The sequence below is a fragment of the Leisingera sp. NJS201 genome (assembly GCF_004535885.1).
Taxonomy (GTDB): domain Bacteria; phylum Pseudomonadota; class Alphaproteobacteria; order Rhodobacterales; family Rhodobacteraceae; genus Leisingera.
Genome location: NZ_CP038234.1, coordinates 3,302,221 through 3,327,770 on the forward strand (window position 1 = coordinate 3,302,221; position 25,550 = coordinate 3,327,770).

At 62.1% G+C, this 25,550-nt stretch carries 23 protein-coding genes and 1 pseudogene; 17 read left to right on the forward strand and 7 right to left on the reverse strand.

The features are described 5' to 3' along the window. Window positions 1–75 precede the first annotated feature (75 nt). The 11 genes from sucC to ETW23_RS16150 all read left to right on the forward strand — a co-directional run bounded on the left by sucC (window position 76) and on the right by ETW23_RS16150 (window position 12,223). The gene (gene sucC, locus ETW23_RS16100) at window positions 76–1,269 is read left to right on the forward strand and encodes an ADP-forming succinate--CoA ligase subunit beta (protein ID WP_129369876.1); all 1,194 of its coding nucleotides are present in this window, start codon (window positions 76–78) and stop codon (window positions 1,267–1,269) included. A gap of 950 nt (window positions 1,270–2,219) precedes the next feature. Then, window positions 2,220–2,990: a glycosyltransferase family 25 protein gene (locus ETW23_RS16105; protein WP_247676705.1), complete on the forward strand. Its 771-nt coding sequence runs from the start codon at window positions 2,220–2,222 to the stop codon at window positions 2,988–2,990. 13 nt (window positions 2,991–3,003) lie between these two features. Continuing rightward, window positions 3,004–3,888 carry a succinate--CoA ligase subunit alpha gene (sucD, locus tag ETW23_RS16110; protein ID WP_134830609.1) on the forward strand — a complete coding sequence of 295 codons (885 nt, stop codon included), beginning with the start codon at window positions 3,004–3,006 and terminating at the stop codon, window positions 3,886–3,888. A 79-nt stretch (window positions 3,889–3,967) separates the two neighbouring features. Beyond that, window positions 3,968–4,459 (forward strand): DUF805 domain-containing protein, encoded by a 492-nt coding sequence (locus ETW23_RS16115; protein WP_129369872.1) that lies wholly within the window; start codon window positions 3,968–3,970, stop codon window positions 4,457–4,459. Further along, the gene (locus ETW23_RS16120; protein ID WP_134830610.1) at window positions 4,456–7,407 is read left to right on the forward strand and encodes a 2-oxoglutarate dehydrogenase E1 component; all 2,952 of its coding nucleotides are present in this window, start codon (window positions 4,456–4,458) and stop codon (window positions 7,405–7,407) included. The genes ETW23_RS16115 and ETW23_RS16120 overlap by 4 nt, the downstream gene beginning before the upstream one ends. Window positions 7,408–7,419: 12 nt before the next feature. Continuing rightward, entirely contained in the window at window positions 7,420–8,943 is a 1,524-nt protein-coding gene (gene odhB / locus ETW23_RS16125) for a 2-oxoglutarate dehydrogenase complex dihydrolipoyllysine-residue succinyltransferase (protein ID WP_134830611.1), read from the forward strand. A gap of 95 nt (window positions 8,944–9,038) precedes the next feature. Beyond that, window positions 9,039–9,509, forward strand: a complete 471-nt coding sequence (locus ETW23_RS16130; protein ID WP_134830612.1) for a hypothetical protein — start codon at window positions 9,039–9,041, stop codon at window positions 9,507–9,509. Then, window positions 9,506–9,898, forward strand: coding sequence for an MAPEG family protein (locus tag ETW23_RS16135; RefSeq protein WP_134830613.1), 393 nt, complete (start codon window positions 9,506–9,508; stop codon window positions 9,896–9,898). The genes ETW23_RS16130 and ETW23_RS16135 overlap by 4 nt, the downstream gene beginning before the upstream one ends. Before the next feature lie 165 nt (window positions 9,899–10,063). After that, window positions 10,064–10,333 carry a hypothetical protein gene (locus ETW23_RS16140; RefSeq protein ID WP_129369867.1) on the forward strand — a complete coding sequence of 90 codons (270 nt, stop codon included), beginning with the start codon at window positions 10,064–10,066 and terminating at the stop codon, window positions 10,331–10,333. A gap of 70 nt (window positions 10,334–10,403) precedes the next feature. Further along, the gene (gene lpdA, locus ETW23_RS16145) at window positions 10,404–11,795 is read left to right on the forward strand and encodes a dihydrolipoyl dehydrogenase (RefSeq protein ID WP_134830614.1); all 1,392 of its coding nucleotides are present in this window, start codon (window positions 10,404–10,406) and stop codon (window positions 11,793–11,795) included. Between the two features lie 119 nt (window positions 11,796–11,914). Beyond that, window positions 11,915–12,223, forward strand: coding sequence for an EthD family reductase (locus ETW23_RS16150; RefSeq protein ID WP_134830615.1), 309 nt, complete (start codon window positions 11,915–11,917; stop codon window positions 12,221–12,223). A gap of 100 nt (window positions 12,224–12,323) precedes the next feature. Here ETW23_RS16150 and ETW23_RS16155 read toward each other — a convergent pair whose 3' ends face one another. Genes ETW23_RS16155 through ETW23_RS16165 form a run of 3 tightly spaced genes read right to left on the reverse strand, consistent with a single transcriptional unit; the run spans window position 12,324 to window position 14,643 of the window. Beyond that, entirely contained in the window at window positions 12,324–13,073 is a 750-nt protein-coding gene (locus ETW23_RS16155; RefSeq protein WP_134830616.1) for a 1-acyl-sn-glycerol-3-phosphate acyltransferase, read from the reverse strand. Continuing rightward, entirely contained in the window at window positions 13,070–13,969 is a 900-nt protein-coding gene (locus tag ETW23_RS16160; protein WP_129369863.1) for an ABC transporter permease, read from the reverse strand. Before ETW23_RS16160 ends, ETW23_RS16155 begins: the two co-directional genes overlap by 4 nt. Continuing rightward, window positions 13,966–14,643, reverse strand: coding sequence for a cell division ATP-binding protein FtsE (locus ETW23_RS16165; protein ID WP_129372837.1), 678 nt, complete (start codon window positions 14,641–14,643; stop codon window positions 13,966–13,968). Before ETW23_RS16165 ends, ETW23_RS16160 begins: the two co-directional genes overlap by 4 nt. A gap of 216 nt (window positions 14,644–14,859) precedes the next feature. Between ETW23_RS16165 and ETW23_RS16170 the strand changes: the two are divergent. Beyond that, a pseudogene (locus tag ETW23_RS16170) lies at window positions 14,860–15,824 on the forward strand (zinc-ribbon domain-containing protein). A 92-nt stretch (window positions 15,825–15,916) separates the two neighbouring features. Here ETW23_RS16170 and ETW23_RS16175 read toward each other — a convergent pair. The 4 genes from ETW23_RS16175 to argH all read right to left on the reverse strand — a co-directional run bounded on the left by ETW23_RS16175 (window position 15,917) and on the right by argH (window position 22,271). Then, window positions 15,917–18,535, reverse strand: a complete 2,619-nt coding sequence (locus ETW23_RS16175) for a TIGR02302 family protein (protein WP_134830617.1) — start codon at window positions 18,533–18,535, stop codon at window positions 15,917–15,919. A gap of 37 nt (window positions 18,536–18,572) precedes the next feature. Continuing rightward, window positions 18,573–19,838 (reverse strand): diaminopimelate decarboxylase, encoded by a 1,266-nt coding sequence (gene lysA / locus ETW23_RS16180; protein ID WP_134830618.1) that lies wholly within the window; start codon window positions 19,836–19,838, stop codon window positions 18,573–18,575. Between the two features lie 825 nt (window positions 19,839–20,663). Next, window positions 20,664–20,840 carry a hypothetical protein gene (locus ETW23_RS25215; protein ID WP_167738134.1) on the reverse strand — a complete coding sequence of 59 codons (177 nt, stop codon included), beginning with the start codon at window positions 20,838–20,840 and terminating at the stop codon, window positions 20,664–20,666. 36 nt (window positions 20,841–20,876) lie between these two features. Then, window positions 20,877–22,271 (reverse strand): argininosuccinate lyase, encoded by a 1,395-nt coding sequence (gene argH / locus ETW23_RS16185; protein ID WP_134830619.1) that lies wholly within the window; start codon window positions 22,269–22,271, stop codon window positions 20,877–20,879. A 22-nt stretch (window positions 22,272–22,293) separates the two neighbouring features. Between argH and ETW23_RS16190 the strand changes: the two genes are divergently transcribed. From ETW23_RS16190 to ETW23_RS16210, 5 genes are all read left to right on the forward strand, one after another. Further along, window positions 22,294–22,857: a TlpA disulfide reductase family protein gene (locus ETW23_RS16190; protein ID WP_205879910.1), complete on the forward strand. Its 564-nt coding sequence runs from the start codon at window positions 22,294–22,296 to the stop codon at window positions 22,855–22,857. A 60-nt stretch (window positions 22,858–22,917) separates the two neighbouring features. Beyond that, window positions 22,918–23,547, forward strand: a complete 630-nt coding sequence (locus tag ETW23_RS16195; RefSeq protein ID WP_129369858.1) for a hypothetical protein — start codon at window positions 22,918–22,920, stop codon at window positions 23,545–23,547. Between the two features lie 86 nt (window positions 23,548–23,633). Next, window positions 23,634–23,975 (forward strand): hypothetical protein, encoded by a 342-nt coding sequence (locus ETW23_RS16200; protein ID WP_129369857.1) that lies wholly within the window; start codon window positions 23,634–23,636, stop codon window positions 23,973–23,975. 122 nt (window positions 23,976–24,097) lie between these two features. Then, window positions 24,098–24,499: a hypothetical protein gene (locus ETW23_RS16205; protein ID WP_134830621.1), complete on the forward strand. Its 402-nt coding sequence runs from the start codon at window positions 24,098–24,100 to the stop codon at window positions 24,497–24,499. Beyond that, window positions 24,496–25,428, forward strand: coding sequence for a sterol desaturase family protein (locus ETW23_RS16210; RefSeq protein WP_134830622.1), 933 nt, complete (start codon window positions 24,496–24,498; stop codon window positions 25,426–25,428). The genes ETW23_RS16205 and ETW23_RS16210 overlap by 4 nt, the downstream gene beginning before the upstream one ends. The last annotated feature ends 122 nt before the right edge of the window (window positions 25,429–25,550 follow it).

Consider the following 25,550-nt stretch of genomic DNA (forward strand, 5'->3'; position numbering starts at 1 on the left):
AAAAAAGCCTTTAACAGTTGGCTTTAAGACGGCCTATTGAAGCCAGACAATTGCAGCCAGACGGGACAGTTTCAGATGAACATCCACGAATATCAGGCCAAAGCCCTCCTTCGCAGCTACGGTGCTCCGGTGTCAGACGGCAAAGTGGTGCTGAAAGCCGAAGACGCCAAAACCGCCGCAGGTGAACTTGACGGCCCGCTCTGGGTAGTGAAGGCGCAGATCCACGCAGGCGGCCGCGGCAAGGGCTCTTTCAAGGAGGCCGACGCCGGCGAAAAGGGCGGCGTGCGCCTGACCAAGTCGGTTGAGGAAGCCGCCGAGGAAGCCAAGAAGATGCTGGGCCGCACCCTGGTCACCCATCAGACCGGCCCGGCGGGCAAGCAGGTGAACCGCATCTATATTGAGGCCGGCTCCGGCATCCAGACCGAACTGTACCTGGCGTTGCTGGTAGACCGCCAGACTTCGCGCATTTCCTTTGTCTGCTCCACCGAGGGCGGCATGGATATCGAAGAAGTGGCCGCCGCCACCCCGGAAAAGATCCTGTCCTTCTCCGTCGATCCGGCCACCGGCTACCAAGCCTACCACGGCCGCCGCATCGCCTTCTCGCTCGGTCTTGAAGGCGCGCAGGTCAAGCAATGCGTCAAGCTGATGGGCCAGCTCTACAAAGCCTTCGTCGAGAAAGACATGGAGATGCTGGAGATCAACCCGCTGATCGTGGCGGACGACGGCAGCCTCAAGGTGCTGGACGCCAAGGTCGGCTTTGACGGCAACGCGGTCTACCGCCACGCCGACGTGGCCGAGCTGCGCGACACCACCGAGGAAGACCCGAAAGAGCTGGAAGCCTCGAAATACGATCTGAACTACATCGCGCTGGATGGCGAGATCGGCTGCATGGTGAACGGCGCCGGCCTGGCGATGGCCACCATGGACATCATCAAACTGTACGGGGCTGAGCCTGCCAACTTCCTCGACGTGGGCGGCGGCGCCACCAAGGAGAAGGTCACTGAAGCGTTCAAGATCATCACCTCGGACCCGCAGGTCAAAGGCATCCTGGTCAACATCTTCGGCGGCATCATGCGCTGCGATGTCATCGCCGAAGGCGTGGTTGCCGCAGTGAAGGAAGTCGGCCTGAAGGTGCCGCTGGTGGTCCGCCTGGAAGGCACCAACGTCGAGAAAGGCAAGGAGATCATCAACACCTCCGGCCTTGACGTGATCGCCGCCGACAACCTGAAAGACGGCGCCGAGAAGATCGTGAAAGCGGTGAAGGGCTGAGCACCATGCGGTTTGGCTTCCTTCCAGCAGCTTGCCTTGCGCTGATGGGCGCGGCCTGTTCCAGCGGTTACTCCGCTGGAACCATTCAGCAGGTCCCGTCGTCAGCAGACAGCTTCAGTTATGAACAGCCCAGCGCTGTTCAGGATGCAGGAGGTAGGTACGACCCCGCAACTGACACCTTTGTCCCTGCTTCCCACGCCAGTGGCGACCCCAAGGGGTTGAACTCCACAGCGAGCCCAACAGATCTCAGTGACTCAGTTTCCTCGGCAAGTGCAACTGCACCAGCAGCACAGGGCCAAACCGTTGCGTTTTCTTCCCCATCGGTTAGCCCGGCAGGAGAAGTGCCATTACTGGTGCAAACCTGTGTGCAATCCGTTTCCGGAGCTTTCGGAACTGCTGAAAAGCTGGCGCAGCAGGGATACAAGCTGCAACGCGCCTCAGAGTCCCGGCGCAAATTTCATCGGAAATTCCCAGTTTCCACCGTTGCGGCTCTAAACGGCTCACACCGGTCATCGGGCTTGGAACTGCGAGCAAATCCGCGGCGGTCCGAGAACTATTGCTCCGTCAAAATCACAAGCAATGAAAGCCCTGGAAACGTGACTGCCGCTTTGCGCAGCACTCTTGTAAACGCAGGTTTTCGCGAGATTGGCGGTGGAACGTGGAGCAACGGCAGCAGGCAATTCAAGGTATCCCAGTTTCTGTCCGGCTCCAGAGTCGCCTGGACCACCTCGATAAACATCACTGAGGCTAGGTAGCGAAATTTTGCACCCCTCGGATCATGTCACTCTAGGAGCCTTTCAAATGCAACGACCAACTGGCGGAAACAACCCGAACATTGGGCAGCAGCAAGCTGTTCCAATGGCTGTTTCCCCCACTGTGCAAAGCCAAGCCTCGTGAAAGCCGCCGTCTACCTCATAGGCTTACAACAGGCCACAGGCCGGGCCGCACTGATGCAGCAAGAGCTGGATCAGTGCGGGCTCACGGCTGCGCGCATCGATGCGGTAGACAGCACACAGGTCAGCCGCGAGGAAATGCTGCAGCAGTGCGCCCCTGAGGGTAACTGGGGTTATTTCCAGACCAAGGACATGGCCTGCACTCTCAGCCATGCCAAGGCCTGGGAGGCGTTTCTGGCGTCAGACGCCGATGTGGCGCTGATCCTGGAGGACGATGTTTTCCTGTCGCCCGACACCGGCGCCTGGCTGAATGATCTGTCGTGGTGGCCGCAGGATGCCGGTATCGTCAAATTCGAACGCTGGCGGGCCAAAAAGCTGCAGGTGGCGCTTGGCAAGGATGGCTTTACCTACATGGGCCGCGAGGTGCGCCAGATGCTGTCGCGCCATGCAGGTGGTGCAGCCTATGCGGTCTCCCGCCAGGCGGCGCAGCACCTTCTGGACAGCCGCCCGTTTGAGATCACCCTGGACAACCTGCTGTTCAACTTCGACGCCTCCAAGCCTGCGCGCGCCGTCAAAGTCTATCAGGTCCAGCCGGCCTTGGCCGAACAGGGCAACGAGGCCCCCGGCGAACATGCCATCGGCCCGGCGCGCCACCGGCCCAAGGGCTGGCCGCTGATCCGCCAGAAACTCCGGCGCGGGATCTATGAATTCCGTGGCGGTTTCAGAGTATTTCCCAGTGTGGTCCTGGGGCGGGCCACCCTCGAAAAAATCCGCTTCGACGGCCGATCCTTGGCCACACCGCAGAACCAACAGACACATACCGCTTGAAGGAACCGACATCATGGCAGTCCTCATCGACGAAAACACCAAAGTTATCTGTCAGGGCTTCACCGGCTCGCAGGGTACTTTCCACTCTGAACAGGCCATCGCCTATGGCACCAAAATGGTCGGCGGCGTCACCCCCGGCAAAGGCGGCCAGACGCATCTGAACCTGCCGGTCTTCAATTCCGTGCATGAAGCCAAGCATGTGACCGAAGCCAATGCCTCGGTGATCTACGTGCCGCCGCCCTTTGCCGCGGATTCCATCCTCGAGGCGATCGACGCCGAAATGGAAGTCATCGTCTGCATCACCGAAGGCATTCCGGTGCTGGACATGATGCGGGTGAAGCGGGCGCTGGAGACCTCCAAGTCGCGCCTGATCGGCCCCAACTGTCCCGGTGTGATCACCCCGGACGCCTGCAAGATCGGTATCATGCCCGGCCATATCCACCGCCGCGGTTCGGTTGGTGTTGTGTCGCGCTCCGGCACCCTGACCTATGAGGCGGTGAAGCAGACCACCGACGTCGGGCTTGGCCAGTCGACCTGTGTGGGCATCGGCGGCGACCCGATCAAAGGCACCGAGCATATCGATGTGCTGGAATGGTTCCTGGCGGATGACGAAACCGAAAGCATCATCATGATCGGCGAAATCGGCGGCTCCGCCGAGGAAGAAGCCGCGCAGTTCCTGGCCGATGAGGCCAAGAAAGGCCGCTCCAAGCCGGTTGCAGGCTTCATTGCCGGCCGCACCGCCCCTCCGGGCCGCCGTATGGGCCACGCGGGCGCAATTGTCGCCGGCGGCAAGGGCGGCGCCGAGGACAAGATCGAAGCAATGAAATCCGCAGGCATCGTGGTCGCCGAAAGCCCGGCCGGCCTGGGTGAAGCGGTGCTGAAAGCGATCGGCAAGTAAGTCAAAGAAACTGGATTTGCCGCGCTAGCTTTGTTTTGAGCGAGCGCGGCAAACTCACAAGAAAAGGTATGGTGCAGCAATGGGCTTTTGGGCCTCAGTCAAAACTTGCATGGGCAATTATGCACAATTCGGCGGGCGCGCAGCCCGAAGCGAGTTTTGGTTTTTTGTTTTGGTTTTGGCACTTGTCCAGTTCGTTGGATTGAATCTGACTACGGATCAGCCCGAAGGCAGTTTCAAAATTCACTTTGGGGTCTATTTCTACCTCGGACACCAATACCCCTGGTTCTTTAGTCTTTTTACTGGATTGTTCGCCATACCGTTTTTCGCTGCACTTTCGCGGCGTCTGCACGATGTAGGCATAACAGCCAGTACAATATTTGTTGTGCCATTTGCACTCTTCGCAATCCTGATGTTCGCACTGAAAGCTCTACCCAATCTGCAGCAGCTCCAAAGTGGAATAGGTTTCGCAGCCGCAATGATCCCGCTCGTTTTGTTCCTTTTCTTTACCTCAAAGAAATCCCAGCCAGGTGAGAACAAATACGGTCCCAACCCGCACGAGGCACCCCAATGACCGAACAAAGCCCTAACGACCTCTTCCGCGCCTCCTCTTTCATGCAGGGGCACAATGCGGAGTATCTGGAACAGCTTTATGCCCAATACGCCAATGACCCCAACGCGGTGGATGCCGCCTGGGCCGAGTTCTTCCGCCAGATGGGCGATGCAGAACTGGACGTAAAGGCTGAGGCTGCAGGCCCGTCCTGGGCGCGCAACGACTGGCCGCCGGCGCTGGATGATGACCTCACCGGCGCGCTGACCGGCGAATGGCCGGCCCCGGCCGAGACCAAGGGCGCAGGCAAGAAGATCAGGGAAAAGGCCTCCGCCAAGGGCGTCGAGGTCACCGACGATCAGGTGCAGCGCGCGGTGCTGGACTCGATCCGGGCGCTGATGCTGATCCGTGCCTACCGGATCCGGGGCCATCTGGCAGCGGACCTGGATCCGCTGGGCATGCGTGCCGCCTCTGCCCACCCGGAGCTGGACCCCAAGACCTACGGCTTTACTGACGGCGACATGGACCGGCCGATCTTCATCGACAATGTACTGGGGCTGCAGGTTGCCACCATGCGGCAAATTGTCGACATCGTGAAGCGCACCTACTGCGGCACCTTTGCGCTGCAGTACATGCACATCTCCGACCCCGAGCAATCCGCCTGGCTGAAAGAGCGGATCGAGGGCTACAACAAGGAAATCACCTTTACCCGCGAAGGCCGTAAGGCGATCCTCAACAAGATGGTCGAGGCCGAAGGGTTCGAGAAGTTCCTGCACGTCAAATACACCGGCACCAAGCGGTTCGGCCTGGACGGCGGCGAGAGCCTCATTCCGGCGATGGAACAGATCATCAAACGCGGCGGTGCGCTGGGGGTGTGCGACATCGTGATCGGCATGCCGCACCGCGGCCGTCTGTCGGTTCTGGCCAATGTGATGCAGAAACCTTACCGCGCCATCTTCAACGAATTCCAGGGCGGCAGCTTTAAGCCCGAAGACGTGGATGGCTCAGGCGATGTGAAATACCACCTTGGCGCGTCGTCCGACCGCGCGTTCGATGGCAACAATGTGCATCTCAGCCTGACCGCCAACCCCTCGCACCTTGAGGCGGTGAACCCGGTGGTGATCGGCAAGGTCCGTGCCAAGCAGGACCAGCTGGGTGACAAGGACCGCAGCAAGGTGCTGCCGATCCTGCTGCATGGCGACGCGGCTTTTGCCGGCCAGGGCGTAGTGGCGGAGTGCTTTGCGCTGTCGGGCCTGCGCGGCCACAAGGCTGGCGGCACCATGCATATCGTGGTGAACAACCAGATCGGTTTCACCACTGCGCCGCATTTTTCACGTTCCTCCCCCTATCCCACCGACAATGCGCTGGTGGTTGAGGCGCCGATTTTCCACGTCAACGGCGACGACCCGGAGGCGGTGGTCCATGCCGCCCGCGTTGCCACCGAATTCCGCCAGAAGTTCCACAAGGATGTGGTGCTCGATATCTTCTGCTACCGCCGGTTCGGTCACAACGAAGGCGACGAGCCGATGTTCACCAACCCGTTGATGTACAAGAAGATCAAGGGCCACAAAACCACGCTGACGCTCTACACCGACCGGCTGGTCAAGGATGGCCTGATCCCCGAAGGCGAGATCGAGGACATGAAGGCCGCCTTCCAGGCGCATCTGAACGAAGAGTTTGAGACCGGCAAGAACTACAAGCCCAACAAGGCCGATTGGCTGGACGGGCGCTGGTCGCATCTGGACAAGAAAGACGCCGATTACCAGCGCGGCCGCACCGCGATCGCTCCGGAAACCCTGTCAGAGATCGGCGCCTCGCTCAGCCGGGTGCCCGACGGCTTCCCGATGCACCGCACCGTGGGCCGTTTCCTGGATGCCCGCGGCAAGATGTTTGAAACCGGCCAGGGCTTTGACTGGGCGACGGGCGAGGCGCTGGCATTCGGCTCGCTGCTGCTGGAGGGCTACCCGGTACGCCTGGCGGGCCAGGACGCCACCCGCGGCACCTTCTCGCAGCGCCATTCCGGCATCGTCAACCAGGAGACCGAGGAGCGTTACTATCCGCTCAACAACATCCGCGCGGGCCAGTCGCAATACGACGTGATCGACTCGGCCCTGTCGGAATATGCGGTGCTTGGCTTTGAATACGGCTACTCATTGGCGGAACCCAACGCGCTGACCCTGTGGGAAGCCCAGTTCGGCGATTTTGCCAACGGCGCGCAGATCATGTTCGACCAGTTCATTTCCTCGGGCGAGAGCAAATGGCTGCGGATGTCGGGCCTCGTGTGCCTGCTGCCGCACGGGTTCGAGGGCCAGGGCCCTGAGCATTCCTCCGCCCGGCTTGAACGCTTCCTGCAGATGTGCGGCCAGGACAACTGGATTGTGGCCAACTGCACCACGCCTGCAAACTATTTCCACATCCTGCGCCGCCAGCTGCACCGCACCTTCCGCAAGCCGCTGATCATGATGACCCCGAAATCCCTGCTGCGCCACAAGCTGGCGGTCAGCAAGGCAGAAGAGTTCACCACCGGTTCCAGCTTCCACCGGGTGCTATGGGATGATGCCCAGCACGGCAACTCCGACACCCGGCTGGTGGCGGATGACAAGATCAAGCGCGTCGTCATGTGCTCGGGCAAGGTATATTACGACCTGCTCGAAGAACGCGATGCCCGTGGCATCGACGATGTTTATCTGATGCGGGTCGAGCAGTTCTATCCGTTCCCGGCCATTTCCATGGTGAAGGAGCTGGAACGCTTCAAACAGGCGGAAATGGTCTGGTGCCAGGAAGAGCCCAAGAACCAGGGCGCCTGGAGCTTCATTGAACCCAACATCGAATGGGTGCTGACCCGCATCAAGGCCAAGCACACCCGGCCGGTCTATACAGGCCGCGCCACCTCGGCCTCGCCCGCAACCGGTCTGGCCAGCCAGCACAAAGCACAACAAGCAGCCCTCGTGAACGAAGCGCTGAGCATCTGAGGATAAAGAGACATGACAACCGAAGTCCGCGTACCCACCCTGGGCGAATCCGTGACCGAGGCCACCGTGGCCACCTGGTTCAAGAAACCCGGCGACACCGTCAATGCCGATGAAATGCTCTGCGAGCTGGAGACCGACAAGGTGACGGTCGAAGTGCCCTCGCCTGCCGCAGGCACCCTGGGCGAGATCGTCGCCGGTGAAGGCCAGACTGTCGGCGTCGACGCTCTGCTGGCCACCCTGTCCGAGGCCAATGGTGCTGCCGCTGCCCCTGCCCCTGCAGCACCGGCTCCTGCTGCTGCGCCCTCCGGCGGCGATAGCGCACCGGTGCCGGTCATGGTTCCCGCGCTTGGCGAGTCAGTTTCCGAGGCCACCGTGTCTTCGTGGTTCAAAAAGGTGGGCGACACCGTCACGCAGGACGAAATGCTGTGCGAACTGGAAACCGACAAGGTGTCGGTAGAGGTGCCCGCCCCGGCTGCCGGCGTGCTGACCGAGATCATCGCCGCAGAGGGCGCCACCGTCCAGGCTGCCGCACAGCTGGGCGTGATCGCTGGCGGCGCAACCGGGTCTTCCGCGGCCCCTTCCGCACCTGCCGCCGCCCAGAACCCGGCTGCCGCCACCGCGTCGGCGTCCAAGGATATTGCCAACGCCCCCTCGGCGGAAAAGGCGATGGCCGAGGCAGGCCTCAATGCGTCGCAAGTCAGCGGCAGCGGCCGTGACGGGCGCATCATGAAGGAAGATGTTGCTGCTGCCGTGGCCGCCGCCAAGACCGCACCGCCTGCCGCTCCGGCAGCCCCGGCACCGGCCCAGGTGCGCGGCCCTGTCACCGCAGATGATGCCGCGCGCGAAGAGCGGGTAAAGATGACCCGCCTGCGTCAGACCATCGCCAAGCGCCTGAAGGACAGCCAGAACACCGCAGCCATGCTCACCACCTACAACGAGGTCGACATGACCGAGGTGATGGCCCTGCGCAACGAGTACAAAGACCTGTTCCTGAAGAAGCACGGCGTGAAACTGGGCTTCATGTCCTTCTTCACCAAGGCCTGCTGCCATGCGTTGAAAGAAGTGCCCGAGGTCAATGCCGAGATCGACGGCACCGACATCGTCTATAAAAACTTCGTACACATGGGTGTTGCCGCAGGCACTCCGACCGGCCTGGTTGTGCCGGTGATCCGCGATGCTGACGCGATGTCCTTTGCCGCGATCGAGAAAGCGATTGCCGAAAAAGGCGCCCGCGCCCGCGACGGCAAGCTGTCGATGGCCGAGATGCAGGGCGGCACCTTCACCATCTCCAACGGCGGCGTCTACGGCTCGCTGATGTCGTCGCCGATCCTGAACCCGCCGCAGTCCGGCATCCTCGGCATGCACAAAATCCAGGACCGCCCGATGGCGATAAACGGCAAGGTGGAAATCCGCCCGATGATGTATCTGGCGCTGAGCTATGACCACCGCATCGTCGACGGCAAAGGTGCCGTGACCTTCCTGGTCCGCGTCAAGGAAGCCCTCGAGGATCCGCGGCGTCTGCTGATGGATTTGTAAAATAGAGGAATGAGGGCAAGGGAACCGCCTTGCCCTCACTCACTTAAAAGGTTCTGCATAAGCGATCAGAAATCGGCAGAGACAGGCACTTTTTCATGTCAAACGTTGTGTCCGCAAAACTGTTCTTCGGAGTTGTTTTGGACGAACTCCAATCGTCTTTCCCTGCCGCTGTACACTTGCAACTGGATGACCTCTGGCCCGAGTTTGAAAAACTCGCCAAAGGGCGGAGCCTGGCACTGAAAGATGGGAACCGTTCCTTTCGAGAGATCCCAGTTGCTGAAGTAGCTCAGAGCGAACAGCTAAAGCTGCAATATATGAAACTGATGCTGGGGTGGATGGCCAAGGAAGGTTTCTTGCACAGCGATCCAACTTCTGGGTTTGTTTATGACTACGTCCTGTCTTCCAAAGCTCTTGCAGTTCTAGGCCTTTCTCTAGCCGAAGAAAAAACAACACTAGGTGATGCGCTGGGACGCGCCACCGGTCGTGTTGGGGAGGCAGTTCAAGCCGAAGTCGTTGCAAGATTGATGGACAAGGCCTTCGAAGCAATTCAAGGGATGTCAATATGACCCTCCCGCTCTGGGGCCTCGTCTGCCTCTCGATCCTCGCCTTGGCCCACGTCAGCTGCGACAGCTTCCTTCTGAAGCTCTCGGTCGGCAACGCCTGGACCGCAGGCCCGCGCGACACATCCGTCTCCCGCAGCGCGCTGGCGGGCCGGGCGCGGCGCGCCTTCACCAATTTCCTGGAAACCGCACCGATCTTCATCAGCTTGGCGCTGGTCGCGGAACTGGCCAGCCTGCAAGGCGCCCTGATCACCGGCGGGATATACACCTATCTCGGGGGCCGCGCCCTCTACCTGCCCGCCTACCTCAGCGGCGTGCCCTATCTGCGCACCGCAATCTGGCTCATCGCCACCAGCGGCCTTGCCGCGATGCTCGCGGGGGTGCTCCTCGCATGAGCTTTCACCTTTACAAAAATACTCAAATTGGCTCCGCCCAAGCCGGGCCCAGCGCCGCAATTCTGCGGAAACTGCGGCAGCACCCGCCTTTCTTGAGTGGCATCAAAGCGCTCCCTTGCCAAAGCAGTGCACTCTGCCTGCAGAACGGATAAAGGAGTAACCCCAATGGCAACCCATGTTCTCTGGCAGGCCGATGTGGCCGATTTCACCGCTTGGCTGACCGTTTTCCGGCAGGACAAGGCCAACCGCCAGGCCGCAGGCATCACCGACATGAACGTATGGAGCGATCCGGACCGCACAAACCACGCCGTGGCGCTGTTCGCGATCACCGATCCGGAGAAGGCCCGTGCTTTTTTCGGATCGGAAGAGCTCGCTATGCACCTAGAACGCGACGGGGTCACCAATATCTCGATCAAGATGTTGACCCCCGTCTAATCCTAAGACCACTATCCCCTAATGCGTGTTCCGCCAAACGGAACCGGGGAGAACAGAGGAAAACCAACCCATGTCCCAATATGACGTCATCGTAATCGGCGCCGGCCCCGGCGGCTATGTCTGCGCCATCCGCTGCGCCCAGCTGGGACTGAAGACAGCTGTGGTCGAGGGCCGCGAAACCCTCGGCGGCACCTGTCTCAATGTGGGCTGCATTCCGTCCAAGGCGCTGCTGCACTCGACCCACCTGCTGCATGAGGCAGAGCACAATTTTGCCCATATGGGCCTCAAGGGCAAATCGCCGTCGGTCGATTGGGACCAGATGAAGACCTACAAGGATGAGGTCATCACCCAGAACACCGGCGGCATCGAGTTCCTGTTCAAGAAGAACAAGATCGATTGGATCAAGGGCTGGGCCTCAATCCCCGCGGCGGGCAAGGTGCAGGTCGGCGACGACGTGCATGAGGCAAAGAACATCGTGATCGCCTCCGGCTCGGTCCCCGCCTCCATTCCGGGCGTCGAGATCGACGAGAAGATCGTGGTCTCCTCCACAGGCGCGCTGGAGCTGCCGAAGATCCCCAAGAAGCTGGCCGTCATTGGCGCAGGTGTGATCGGGCTGGAGTTGGGCTCGGTCTATGCCCGTCTGGGATCTGAGGTGACCGTGGTGGAGTACATGGATGCGGTCTGTCCGGGGATGGACAAGGACGTGCAGCGCAGCTTCAAGCGGATCCTGGAAAAGCAGGGGCTGAATATCATCCTGGGCGCTGCGGTGCAGGGGGTGGAGACCACCAAGACCAAGGCCAAGGTCAAATACCAGCCCAAGAAAGGCGGCGATGAGGTGACACTGGACGCCGATGTGGTGCTGGTTGCCACCGGGCGCAAGCCCTACAGCGATGGCTTGGGGCTGGACGCGCTGGGTGTCAAAATGACCGAACGCGGCCAGATCGCCACGGACGATCACTGGCGCACCAATGTGCCAGGCGTCTATGCCATCGGCGACGTGATCGAAGGCCCGATGCTGGCGCACAAGGCCGAGGATGAGGGCATGGCAGTTGCCAGTGTTATTGCAGGCAAGCATGGCCATGTGAATTACGGCGTCATTCCGGGTGTCGTCTACACCACGCCGGAAGTGGCCACCGTGGGCGCCACCGAGGACGCGCTGAAGGCCGAAGGTAAGAAGGTCAAGGTGGGCAAGTTCATGTTCATGGGCAATGCGCGGGCCAAGGCCGTCGGCCAGGCCGAGGGCGGCTTTGTCAAGATCATCGCCGACAAGGAAACCGACCGCATCCTGGGGGCTGCGATCATCGGTCCGGCCGCGGGCGACATGATCCATGAGCTGTGTGTGGCGATGGAATTCGGCGCCTCCGCCGAAGATGTGGCGCTGACCTGTCACGCGCATCCGACTTATTCCGAGGCGGTGCGCGAGGCTGCCCTGGCCTGCGGCGACGGGCCGATTCACAGCTAAACCCGGCGAGTCACCGAACATAACAAGGCGCAGCTCACCGCAGCTGCCCTTTTTCGATTGGCACGGCTGGCGATCCGCTCTTTACTGAGCCTCGATTTCACCCCGCAGGAGACACCGCTATGGCCGTTTCTTTACAAGTCATCTACCCCGTCAGTGACGGAAAAACATTCGACTATGCCTATTACGCTGACACCCACATGAAGGTTGTGGACCAGCACATCGGGCCGCATTTGCAGTCAATTGTGGTGACGAGGGGGCTGGCGGGCGGACCGGATGTCCCGCCGCCGTTTTTTGCTATCGCCACGATGACCTTTGCCGATCAGGCGGCCATGGATACCGCGATGCAGGCAGCAGGGCCGGCTCTGGACGACATTCCGAACTTTACGGACGTCCAGCCGCAGGTTCTGATAGGCGAAGTCCTGCGCTGATGCAGCCCGCCCGGCACCCGCCGGGCAAAAAATTCTTCAAAGAATTTTGCCAAGAAAATTCGAATTTTCTTGGCCCCGGCGGGCGTCCCGCTCCGGCTGGTCAGGCCCGTTGCTCAGCCGTGCCCGGGTCAAACCCGGCTTCCCGCATCAGATCATCCGACCGGCTTTCTACCCGCATTTCCAGCTGCGCCATAAATTCGTCGCGGCTGCTCCCCGGTTGCATCGGTTCCAGGAACTCCACCACTGCAAGGCCAGGCTTGCGGTAAATACCCTTGCGCGGCCAGAACACGCCGACATTGGTGGCGGCCGGCACGCAGGGCTGGCTCAGCCCCTCATAAAGCACTGCAGTACCTATCTTGTAAGGCTTGCGGGCACCGGGGGCCACGCGGGTGCCTTGGGAATAGATGATCAGCTGGCCCGGCTCGCGGCTTTGCGCGGCGACATCCTTGACCATCTTGGCAATGGCCGACCCGCGCCGGCCGCGGTTGACTGGCACACAGCCCAGACGCTTGGCATAAACACCGATCACCGGGGTCCACATCAATTCGCGCTTCATGATGAAGCGGGCCGAGGGTACAGCATTGAAGATGATCAGGATATCCAGGAAACTTTGATGTTTGGCGGCGACAATCACTTCCCCAGAGGGCACCTGGCCACGGACTTCGGTCTGAATGCCAACCATCCAGCGCGCGGTCCACAGGACCCAGCGCGCATAAGACTTACAGGCCGTGCGCGCACCCTTGGGGGATACTGCGGCCCAAGGAGCAAACAACAGCCCCAGCACCAGCATTGCCAGATACATCTGCAGCAGAAAGACCGCTGAACGCAGCCATTGAACCGGGTTTTTCACGACAGTGCTCCCAAACGTTTGGTGGCGGCACGGGTGGTGGCGGCAAAAGCCACCAGCGCGCCAAGTACCGGGATCACCAGCGGTACCAGCCAGCCCCAGCCCTGAAAGCCGAGACCGGTCAGGAAGCCGCCTTCATCCGAGGCTTCCGGCATCAGCCAGACGCCAATCATGCCAAGGGCCACCCCCGCTGCAGCGCCGCTTAAGGCGCGCAGAGTAAAGCGGCGTATAAAAGCCTGGGCGATATAGCTGTCCAGCGCCCCGACCAGCCGCAGAACCTCGATCACTTGCGCATTGGCGGCAAGGGCCGCATTGGCGGCAAGGGTGATCATTGCCGCCGTTGCGCTGCCGATCAGCAGGATCGACACCCAGGCCAGCCTGCGCAGCGACCTGGCGGCATCGACCAGCGGCGCGCGCCAGCGGGTATGGTCATCCAGAACCGCGCCCGGCACTTCGGCCTGCAGCCGCAGGCGCAGCCCGGCAGCGTCATATCCGGGATCCTCGCTTGTGACTTCGATCAGCTGCGGCAGCGGCAGGCTGCCAACCGGCAGGCTGGAGCCGAACCAGGGCGCCAGCAGCGCCGCCTGTTCCTCTCCCGACAGCGCGCGGGCGGTAGCCACACCCGGTGTCTGACGCAGGATTTCCAGCGCCGCCTCGGTCTGTGCCGCGCGCTGCTCTGCCGGCGCGTTGATGCGCAGGGTTGCAGCCCGCGCCAGCTCTGAGGCCCATTGGTCTGCCAGCCGCCCGGAGGCCATCGACAGCGCCAGCGCAAAGACAGCAAGAAAGGCCATCGCGGCGGAAACAAAAAGCGTCAGATGGGCGGTAAAGCCGCTTGGCGGCACCACCCGGTTGGCCTGGGTATCGCCCAGGATCAGCTTGCGCAGTTTGCCCTCGGTCATAGGTCCGCCCCCGCCAGCTGCAATTGCCGGTTGGAGATCCGCAGCACCCGGGCCTGCACCTGGTTCTTGGCCGCCCGGATCAGCGACAGATCATGGGTTGCCACCAGAATGGTCTTGCCCATCCGGTTCAGCTCAACCAGCAGTTGCAGCAGCCGCTGCGACATTTCCCAGTCCACGTTACCCGTCGGTTCATCCGCGATAATCACATCCGGCGACAGGATGACTGACCGGGCCAGCGCCGCCCGCTGCCGCTCACCGCCCGACAATTCCGGCGGCAGCGCATGGGCACGTTCGGACAGGCCGACCCAATTCAGCAGCTCGCGCAGGTTGGGTTCCTCATGCGTCAGCTCCCGCCCGGAGACCAGCAGCGGCAGGGCGATATTCTCAATCACCGGCAAATGGTCCAGGAACCGGCAATCCTGGTGCACGACCCCGACGCGGCGGCGCAGATGGGCCATCTGATCGCGGTCCAGCCCCTTTACATCCATATTGAAGGCGCGCACCCGGCCCGAGGTCGGCATCAGCGCGCCATAACACAGTTTCAAGAGCGTCGTCTTGCCTGCGCCGGACGGGCCGGTCAGGAAATGAAAAGAACCTGGCGCCAGCTGCACTGACACCGCATCCAGCAGCTCGCCGCCGCCGTAATTATAGCCCACGTTCTCCAGCTCGATCACCGCTGCCCCCGATTGCGCCGCAAAAATGGCGCTCCGGTGTTTTGCCCCAAGGGATCAGCAGTTTCAATGGGGCTCTGTTGCCGGGAAACCCCCGCCGCCGCCGCGCCGGGGCGGCAACGGCAATTGACTCTTTCACCGGACCGCCGGCCTGCATATAATCTCTTGAAAAACAACCTGCCGCCTGCTGGCCGGCAGGATGGTGCCGAGGAGAGCATGATGCGCCTGACCTGCCCGAATTGTGCAGCCCAGTACGAAGTTCCCGAGGACGTGATCCCCGACGAAGGCCGGGATGTGCAGTGTTCCAATTGCGGCCAGACCTGGTTTCAGGCGGCAGCGGGGCTGTTGCAGCACGCACCGCTGGGCAAGACGCGCCGGACACGGGCGCAAACGGCGAAGCACTTTCGCAAGCAGCAGAAGAACACCCTGAGCCGGACATGCCCAGGGACGTCCCAAGCGAATCCCCGGACCAATCCACAGGTGAAATCCCGGACGCCGCCCCTGCACCTGTTCCGGAGCCGCAGGATCCGGCGGAGCCAGCAGCCGGCGCACCGGAGACCCGCCTAGAGGATGATCCGGACGGCCAGCCGGGTGCGGATGAAACGGAGGCCGCGGACGAGGAGCCCGCGGCGGCACCAGCACCGCAACGGACCCGTGCTCTGGATCCTGCCTTGTCCGATATCCTGCGCGAGGAGGCCGAGCGCGAAGCCTCGCTGCGCGCGGCAGAGGGTCACAGCCTGGAAACGCAGCCTGATCTGGGCCTCGAAGAAGCCACAACGCCGGAAGACGAGGCCGCCCGCCGCAGCCGCCAGGCCCGCGACCGGATGGCCCGTATCCGCGGTGAAGACCCGCGCCAGCTGGCCGCAGCTGAAACCGGCTCGCGCAAGGAATTGCTGCCGGATATCGAAGAAATCAATTCAACTTTGCGCTCTGCAGGCAGTGCGGCCCCTGCACCGCAGGCCGCCTCGGAAGAACCGCCGGTGCGGCGCAAAAGCAGCTTTGCCCGCGGGTTTTCACTGTCGGTGATTGCCGCATTGATGCTGGTCATGGTCTATGACAACGCGCCGCTGATCTCGGAAAAACTGCCGCAAGCGGATCCGGCACTCAGCAGTTATGTCGGCTGGGTGGATCAGATGCGGCTGTGGCTGGATGACCAGGTCAGATCCCTGACCAGCACCCAGTAGCGCCGCCTCAGTAACACCGCCCCAGTAACACCATCCGGTCAGCATTCTTTTCCTGGCGTTTAAGACATCCGGTTGCCGCTGGCGGCCGGGTTTCAGAACCTGTCCAGCAGCCGTTGCAGGTAATTGCGCTCCCGCTCGCTGCGCTCACGCTCTCCTGCCCGGCGGCGGATGTCCTCCAGCAGGTTCCAGGCGCGGCGATAGGCGTTGCCCTCTCCCACCTTGCCGCCATCGTCCACCGATCCATTGCTGCGGCCCAGCGGGTCCAGCCGCTCACCCTCAGCCGTGGCCGAAGGCTGCCCCTGGCCATTGCGCTGGCCGTCTTCGCGCTGCGCCAGTGCTTCGCCTAGGTTGCGCATGCCTTCGCGCAGCGCTTCCATCGCCTCGGACTGCTGGTCAATCGCTTCGGCCATATCACCGCCGCGCAGCGCGTCCTCAGCGCCCTCCATCGCCCGGCCCGCCCGGTCCAGGGCTTCGCGGGCGGCGTCGCCGGCCTCACCGTCCAGATAGGGCAATCCCTCCTGCTGCCGCTGCAATTGCCGGCGCAGGGCCTGCTGGCGGTCAGCAAGCGAGCCGCCCGCGCCCGGCTGCTCGCGGCCATCAGGGCCGGAACCTTCGGGATTGCGGCTGTCGGCGCCGTCGCTGCCCCGCCCGTCCAGGCCGCTGTCACCGCCCTGCCCGCCCTGATGGCTCTGGCCGCGGCCCAGACCGCCGTCACGGCCTTCGTTACCCTGGCTCTCGCCGCTGCGGGCGCCGGGGTTGAACTGTTCCTGCAGGTCGCGGAAGGCCTGATCGGAAAGCCCCTGCTGCTCCCGCAGGGTTTCGCCAAGCCCCTCCATCGCCTGGCGGCCCTCGTCGCCCTGGCCCTGCCCCTGCTGCGCGCGGGTCATCCGCATGTTTTCCATCATTTCCTGAAACTCGCGCAGCGCCTGCTCGGCTTCGGCCATGCGGCCCTGCTCCATCAGCTCCTGGATGCGGTCCATCATCGCTTGCAGGTCATCCTGGCTGAGGGTCATCATGTCCTCGGGCATCTCGCCCGGCTCCATCACCTCGCCGTTCGCTTCTGCCTGCCGGCTCAGTTGGCGCATATAGTCCTGGGTCGCCTCGCGCAGCTCCTGCATCAATTGGGCGATCTCCTGATCGCTGGCACCATCGCGCATGGCCTGGCTCAGCCGTTCCTGCGCCCGCTGCATCCGTTCCAGCGCATCGCCCACGTCGCCCTCTTCCAGCTGGATCGCAAGATCCCACAGCGCCGCGGTTATTTCCGCCTGTTGCGGCTCGGGAATGCTGCCCTGCACGGTATAGCTTTCAAGCCGCCGCAGGATGGTGCGCAGCCGCAGGTAACCGCCATAGTCGCGGAACAGGTCTTCGGGGCGGTGCGACAGGGTGCGCAGGATCTGCGCCACCCGCGGCGCATTTGCGCGCGACCACAGCAGATCCCGGCGCTGCTCGATCACCGCAGCCGCCAGCGGATCAAAGAAACGGCGGGTGACAAGCTCGGTGCCAAAGCCCGCCGCTGCGGCCGATTGCCCGGCCTCATCAACCGCCGAAAAGGTAAAGACCACCGGCAGGTTGGCCCAAGCGTGCCGGGCGAAATCCTCGATCAGTTTTTCGGTGAATTCCTTGCGCGAGCCCGACAGCGGCAGCGGCAGATCCAGCACCAGCACCTCGCGCGGGTCGGGTTCTGCGGCCAGGCCGTGGCGCCGCTCCACCGCAGCCAGATCCAGTGCAATCCGGACCTGACCCGCGGCGACGCCATAGTCATCGCGCGCCGCAAAGGCCAGCGTTGTGTAGCCGTCGTTTTCCAGCTCCGGCTGGCCCGCAACCGCGACTTTGGGCGGATGATCCGGGATCACCTCCACCTGCCAGCTGCGTCCGCCGGAGCCATCAATTGAAACTGAGCCGCTGCGGATGACGTCGAATTCGATCGCACCGTCCAAGTCCGGCGGCTGTTCTGTGCTTTGGCCTGTGACGCTCTGCGTCAGGTTTAGCGCCCCCGCCTCGCCATAGAACCGCAGGGTGACGCGGCTGCCTTCCGGCAGTTTCAAGATGCCTCCGGCTTGATCGTTCAAATACAGAACCGGCAGGCGGGTATAGGCGGGCGGCTCTGCCCAGCCTTCCCAGGCCGGTCCGCTGAGGACGGTTGCGCTCTCCGCTCCCAGCTCCTTGATCGACACTGCTTGCCAGATCGAGCCGAACAGCAGCGCCACCGCCAGAAACAGCCCCGCAACGTATCGCAACGCGTAAGGGTCCGCTGCGGCAACGTTCAGATCCGGTGCAGGCGCCCGTGCCTGTGCCGCGGCCTCAGCCATCCGGCGCTGATGCGCGTTCCACAAGGCGATCGATGCGGCATCCTCTGCCCCGGCAGCCTGGGTGTCCAGCACCGCTGCAACCGGTCGCCCCGGCAGGGTTTCGTCCAGACGCGCCAAAGCCTCGCCCCGGGCTGGCCAGCTGAACCTCCAGGCGCCCCAGCCCGCGGCAGCTGCGGCGCTCACAACAATAACAATTGAACCGGCCCAAACCACTGTTTCCGGCAGCAGCAAATGCAAGCCCAGCATCAGCGCCGCCAGCCCCGTCATCAGCACCGAGGCCAGCGGCCAGAAGGCCCGCATCGCACGTTCGGCCACAAGTGAGGCCTGCGTCAGCAGCATAGGCCAGCGCAGGCGTTTCAGGACCGGATCGGCCTGCCGGTCATCTCGGCGGAACAAGGACATACGGGCCTCACGTTCTGATGGCCCGCGCCGGATCGCGTCAGAGCCACTCCGGAATGGTATCGCGGTTTATCATCTCTTCATAGTCCGGCCGCCGGCGAATAACCGCAAATTGATCCTCATGCACAAGCACTTCGGGGATCAGCGGGCGCGAATTGTACTCGCTCGCCATCACCGCGCCGTAAGCACCGGCACTGCGGAAAGAAACCAGATCGCCCGCCGCCAGGGGCGGCAGATCGCGCTGCTTGGCAAAGGTATCGCCGGTTTCGCAAACAGGGCCGACAATATCATAAGGCTGGCTCTCGACACCTGGCGCAGGCTCCTGCACCGGCACGATATCGTGATGCGCCTCATACATCGCCGGGCGGATCAGATCATTCATCGCAGCATCCAGGATCAGGAAATCACGGCCTTCGCCCGATTTCACATAGATCACCTTGGACACCAGCTGGCCCGCGTTGCCGGCAATCAGCCGCCCTGGCTCAATCTCGATTTCGCAGCCCAGATGGCCCAGCGTCTCCTTGACCATCTTGCCGTATTCCACCGGCAGCGGCGGCGCGGAATTGGAGCGCTCGTAAGGAATGCCCAGACCGCCGCCAAGATCCAGACGGCGGATATCGTGGCCTTCGCTGCGCAGGATCTCCGTTAGCTCCGCCACCTTTTGATAGGCAAGCCGGAACGGTTCCAGATCGGTCAGCTGCGAACCGATGTGAACGTCAATCCCGACCACGTCCAACCCCGGCAAGGCGGCGGCGCGGGCATAGACGTCCCGCGCCCGGGCAATCGGGATGCCGAATTTATTCTCGGATTTGCCGGTGGCGATTTTGGCATGGGTCTTGGCGTCCACATCCGGGTTGACCCGGATGGTGATGGGGGCAACAAGGCCCAGCTCCAGCGCCACGGCACTGATCACTTCCATTTCCGGTTCTGATTCGACGTTGAACTGGCGGATGCCGCCGGTCAGGGCCACCCGGATTTCCTCTGCCGTCTTGCCGACGCCGGAAAAAACAATCCTGTCCCCCGGAACCCCTGCGGCCTTAGCCCGCAGGTATTCGCCCTGGCTGACCACATCCATGCCCGCCCCGGCCCCGGCCAAAGTTTTAAGGATCGCCTGATTGCTGGCGGCCTTCATCGCATAGCAGACCAAGTGCTCAGTGCCCTCCAGCGCCTCGTCAAACAGGCGGAAGTGGCGCAGCAGAGTTGCGGTGGAATAGACATAGAACGGAGTGCCCACCGCCGCGGCGATCTCGGAGATGGGAACGTCTTCGGCGAAAAGCGCGCCGTCGCGGTAGAGAAAATGATCCATGGCTCCGCGTTTAGGGCAAAAGGGGCAGACGGATCAAATGATTCCGCTCCGCGCGCCCTGGCAGACACAAAGCGGCCCTCCCGCCCGCCGCAGACGCATCAAAGATGCGCCCGCGCCCGTTGGGCCTGGCGCCGCGCTGGTGCGCGGCGGGCTGCGTCATAACCTGCATGCGATTCATTCCGCACGTGCGCCGGGAATTGAGTATTTGCGGAAAGATGAAAACACCGAAAGCCAGCCTTCATCTTTCCCGAAATACTCACTGCGAAACGGCTGCGGCAAACGCAGCATTCGCGGCGTTGCGCGGCCGGCGCACCCCGTCCTCATGTGATTTCAAACGGCGGATGCCATCATGCATTCTGATCGCGGTCACCGATGGGCCTGACACCCCCGGCACATTGGAACCGGGCCCTTTGGCAAGGGCAAGCAGAGACAACGTTCAGCGTGCGGGCGGAACCTCCCGTCCCGCCTCCATGGCGGCGGCGCCATTCCTTACTGCTGAAGCTCAGCACTTTATTGCAGAACGGGTAGCAGAAAACAGCAACCGGACGGACCGAAGGGCCAAACGGCAATAAGGCTTGCGCCTAAAACGTATGAGAAACCCCGACCCGGCCATATCCGGAAACCGACACCCCGGTCGCTGCGGGTTCTTGCTTTTGCAGCGGTTTGGATGCCTGCGGTCCGGTATCGCAGGCTGCAAGCCCAATCAGGCACAGAAATACAACTGCAGATTTCATCACAAAATCCCCAAATGAAAACCGTCCCAGCGGCCGGCAGGGACGGTTCAGAGGTGGTGTGTCAAGGGCACCGCGTCAAGTGCGCGGGCCGCTAGAACCCCAGGAAAATACTGACCGGCCCCTTGTGCAGCCCGACCGCGCCGCCCACGTGGACACCACTGTCCCCGACGCCGACACCGGCGTTCAGTGTCGGCTGCACCGGTTCGCCATCGACACCGCAGGCGGCCAGAACCGCCAGACCAAGCAATGCAAAGATTATGTTGCGCATTATCTGCCTCCTTGCCGCGGGCCGCGCCTCGCGGCCTCAGCTTGCCAGCATCTCTGTCCAGCGGGCGATCTGCGCGCGCACTTGCGCCGGCGCGGTGCCGCCATAAGACATGCGCGAGTTTACCGAATTCTCAACGCCAAGCACAGAGAAGATGTCATCGGTGATCTCTGCATGGACACCCTGCATGTCTGCAAGCGAAAGGTCCGGCAGGTCGCAGCCGCGGCTTTCGGCCATCGCAACCAGCGTGCCGGTCACATGATGGGCGTCGCGGAACGGCACCTTCAGCACCCGCACCATCCAGTCGGCCAGATCGGTGGCAGTGGAGAAGCCGGAGCCGGCCGCCGCCGCCAGACTTTCGCGGTTGCCGGTCATGTCTTTTACCATGCCTTCCATCGCCGCCAGCGCCAGCATCCAGTTGTCGGCAGCATCAAAGACCTGTTCCTTATCTTCCTGCATGTCCTTGGAATAGGCCAAGGGCAGCCCCTTCATCACCATCATCAGCGCGGTATTGGCACCGAAAATGCGGCCCACCTTGGCGCGGATCAGCTCAGCAGCATCCGGGTTCTTCTTTTGCGGCATGATCGACGAGCCGGTGGAGAAGCGATCCGACAGGGTCACGAACCGGAACTGGGCCGAGGACCAGATCACCAGCTCCTCGGCAAAGCGGCTGAGATGCACTGCGCTGATCGAGGCCACAGACAGGAATTCCAGCGCAAAATCGCGGTCGCTGACCGCATCCAGCGAGTTGGCTGCCGGGCGGTCAAAGCCCAGCGCCTTTGCTGTCATGTCGCGGTCGATCGGGAAAGACGTGCCTGCCAGCGCCGCAGCCCCCAGAGGCGATTCATTCATCCGTGCGCGGGCGTCGCGCACGCGCGACAGATCACGGCCGAACATTTCCACATAGGCCATCATATGGTGGCCCCAGGTGACGGGCTGCGCAGTCTGCAGATGGGTGAAGCCCGGCATCACCCAGTCAGCGCCCGCCTCAGCCTGCGACAGAAGCGCCCGGATCAGCGCCAGCAGACCCGATTCCGCCGCATCCAGCTGGTCCCGCACCCAAAGTTTGAAATCGGTTGCCACCTGGTCATTGCGCGAGCGGCCCGTGTGCAGACGGCCTGCAGGTTCACCGATGATTTCTTTCAGGCGGGCCTCCACATTCATGTGGATGTCTTCCAGTGCGGTGGAAAACTGAAAAGTTCCGCCCTCGATCTCTGACAAAACGGTGAGCAGCCCTTCCCGAATGGCCTCAGCATCATTATCCGTAATAACGCCTGCTGCGGCCAACATTGCCGCATGGGCCCTTGAGCCTGCGATGTCCTGTGCTGCCATCCGCTTGTCGAACCCGATCGAGGCATTGATCGCCTCCATGATCGCGTCGGGACCTGCGGCAAAGCGGCCGCCCCACATCTGGTTCGAGGATTGATCTGTCATGGTGTGGAACCCCGGAGATAATATGCGTCTGTTTCGTCAGCTTTCCCTTTATATGGCCCTCGCCTTGGGTGCAAATGCCGCGGTTGCCGCGGATCAGGCGCAACTGGAGGGCTTGCGTGAAGACAGCCTCCGCCGCCTGGTCGTGCATTCCGAGCCGCGGGATGTATCCGCCGCCGCATTTGAACTGGCCAACGGTGCCGGCACAGCCAGCCTGGAGGATTACCAGGGCAAGGTGGTGCTGTTGAACTTCTGGGCCACCTGGTGCGCCCCCTGCCGCAAGGAAATGCCGCAGCTGGCCGAACTGCAGGAGGAATTCGGCGGCGAGGATTTCGAAGTGGTGACCATTGCCACCGGGCGCAACTCTCCCGCGGGCATCCAGAAATTCTTTGACGAGAACGGCATCACCAACCTGCCCCGCCACCAGGACCCGAAACAGGCACTGGCACGCGAGATGGCGGTGATCGGCCTGCCGATCACGGTGCTTCTGGACCGCGACGGCAAGGAAGTGGCGCGGCTGCTGGGTGATGCCGAGTGGAACTCGGACAGCGCCAAGGAGATCGTGAAGGCGATGATCGCGTCAGAGTAGCTTGCGATTGACAGTCAAATGAGTAGCTTGGGGCCGGACTACCGGCTCCAGGAGACTACTTTGACTAGATTCATTGCAGGCATCGCGGCGATTGCAACTGTGCTATTTACAAACACGGCTTCCCTTCAAGCAGAAGAAGTCCTGCTCGAAGGATATCGTTCCAAGGTGACGGTTCACTCTTCTTTCCGCTTAAAAGGGGATGCCAAGAAGAAATTCTCCTCCTTCAAAAAACACGCTGATTTCTATGCTGCGATGTTTGTCAACCTCGAGGAGGATCTAGTAGGCAGCATTGCAGAAACTACAAGCCTTGAGCTTGCAGTTTACTATGCAAGAAAGTCTTGCCGGTTGAAATCACAACAGCCGTCGCAGTGCAAACTCCATGCAACGATCACCCCAAAGAAGCCAGCGGCCGACGACGGCACAACCCTAAGCCAGCACGGAAACATCGCCTTCCGGAAATACCAACAAAGGCAAGTCAAAGGGAAATACGGCGCCTTTGCGATGACAGAGAACGGCGACACGGGCCATGTTTGGAACCGAGATACGGAAATCGAGGCAACCGCTGGTGCCCTGAAATTCTGTCGGCAGGGCGTCTCAAATACAGCACGGGATAACACAGCGTTCTTTGTTCAGAATGTTATTGAACAAAAACGCGACAATTGCCGTGTTATCCATATAACCCAGCCGTAGCCGCCCCCTGACCCGGCAGGATTTTGTGCTACTTCCTCCTTGAGGGACGCCCCTAAAAGGCGCCCGCCTATAGGGTGGAGAGTAAAATGAAACCTGTTGTGTTACTGATCGGCAAGCTGCCGCATGTGATTGGCAATGTGGCTGAGGAGCTGGACCATCTGCCGATCCACTGGCTGGGCGCGCATGACCAGCCCGAGGTGGTGCGCCAGCTGGAAACCGAACCGCGTATCGAATGCGTGATCATGGGCGCGGGCCTGGACGACCAGATCCGCGGCGACCTCATCGGCATCATTGCGGCGCTGCGCCCGGACGTCTGCATCCATTTGAAGGACCGGTCTTCAGGACCCGAAGGGCTGGTGCCCTTTGTTGAACAAGTGGTGCAGATGCAGGTTCTGGCAAAGCCGCAGCGCACGGCTGCCACGGTTTAATCCAGAAGCGCCGGCGCGCGGTTTACCCGCCCTTCTCTGCAGGCGGGACAGGATCCGCTTGACCCCACGCCACCTTTGACAGGGGCCTGCCCTCCCGCCAGTCTGCCCTGCGGGAGGACAAAATGCCGCTTGAACTGCTGCTGGCCCTGGTTGCGGGCGGGATATCCGCAATTGCCGTAATCCTGCATCTGTCGGGACGGTCTGAACGCGCTGTGCTGACCACGGAGACTGCGCGCAAAGCCTGGCTGCGGCATTGCCCCGGCGACAGCATCCGCGATGTGCTGCCCGCGGCAGGCGGCCATGCCGCGCTGATTGCGGCCCAAAGCGGCCCGGGCCTGGTCTGGGCTTTTGGCGCTGACACCGTGGCCCGGCATCTGCACGCTGCCGCCGTGTCCCCAAGCCCGGCCGGTTTGCGCTTTGACTTCAAAGACTTCAGCGCCCCGGCCCTGTCTTTGGCACTGACGGGCACCGAGCGCGCCCACTGGCAGGCGCTGATCGCCGCCGCCGCTCAGGAGGCCGTATGACCGGAACAATCTCTTACCCCGATGCCACCCAGCTGGCAGTGCCGTTCTTCATCGCCGCCATTCTGGCCGAACTGTTGTGGATCGCCTTGAAACGGCGCGGCGGGCGGTATGAGACGCGCGATGCGGTCACCTCGCTGATCATGGGCGCGGGCAGCGTCGCCGAAGGGCTGCTGCTGGGCTTTGCTGCCTGGGGTTTTCTGATGCTGCTGTGGCGGATCACGCCGCTGGACATGGGCACGTCCCTTTGGGCAGTGCTGGTATGTTTTGTGCTGGACGATCTGCGCTACTACTGGGTGCACCGCTTCGGCCACAGGATCCGCTGGGTCTGGGCGTCCCACGTGAATCATCACTCCAGCCAGCACTACAACCTGACAACCGCCCTGCGGCAGACCTGGACCGGGACCTTCACCTTCATGATGGTGGTAAAGGCGCCGATGGTTCTGCTGGGGTTCCATCCGGCGCTGGTGCTGTTTTGCGGCGGGTTGAACCTGATCTACCAGTTCTGGATTCATACCGAGACGATAAACCGCCTGCCGCGCTGGTTCGAAGCGGTGATGAACACCCCCAGCCACCACCGCGCCCATCACGGTCGCAATGCCCGCTATCTGGATTGCAACTATGCCGGCGTTTTCATTATCTGGGACAGGATTTTCGGCACATTTGTGCCCGAGCAGGATCACGACCGCCCCGATTTCGGCCTGGTCCACAACATCGCCACTTTCAATCCGCTGCGCGTCGCCTTTCATGAATGGGCGGGCATTTTCAAAGACATGGCCCAGCCCGGCCTCAGCTGGAAACAGCGGTTTCTCTATGCTTTTGCACCGCCGGGTTACAGCCACGATGGCAGCCGCAGCACCTCAGCAGGGATCAAGGCAGACCACCTCGCCCGCCACCCCGAAGATGCAGGCACCCCCGGCTTTGACGGCTAAGCTTACCGCGGCGGCATCAGGCAGATCATTCAAATTCGAACTTTAATTCCGCTTCAACCCTTTTGCGTGAAACTGCCGGGAGCACCATACTGTGCCACACCTTTGCCGGAACAGGGCCCCAG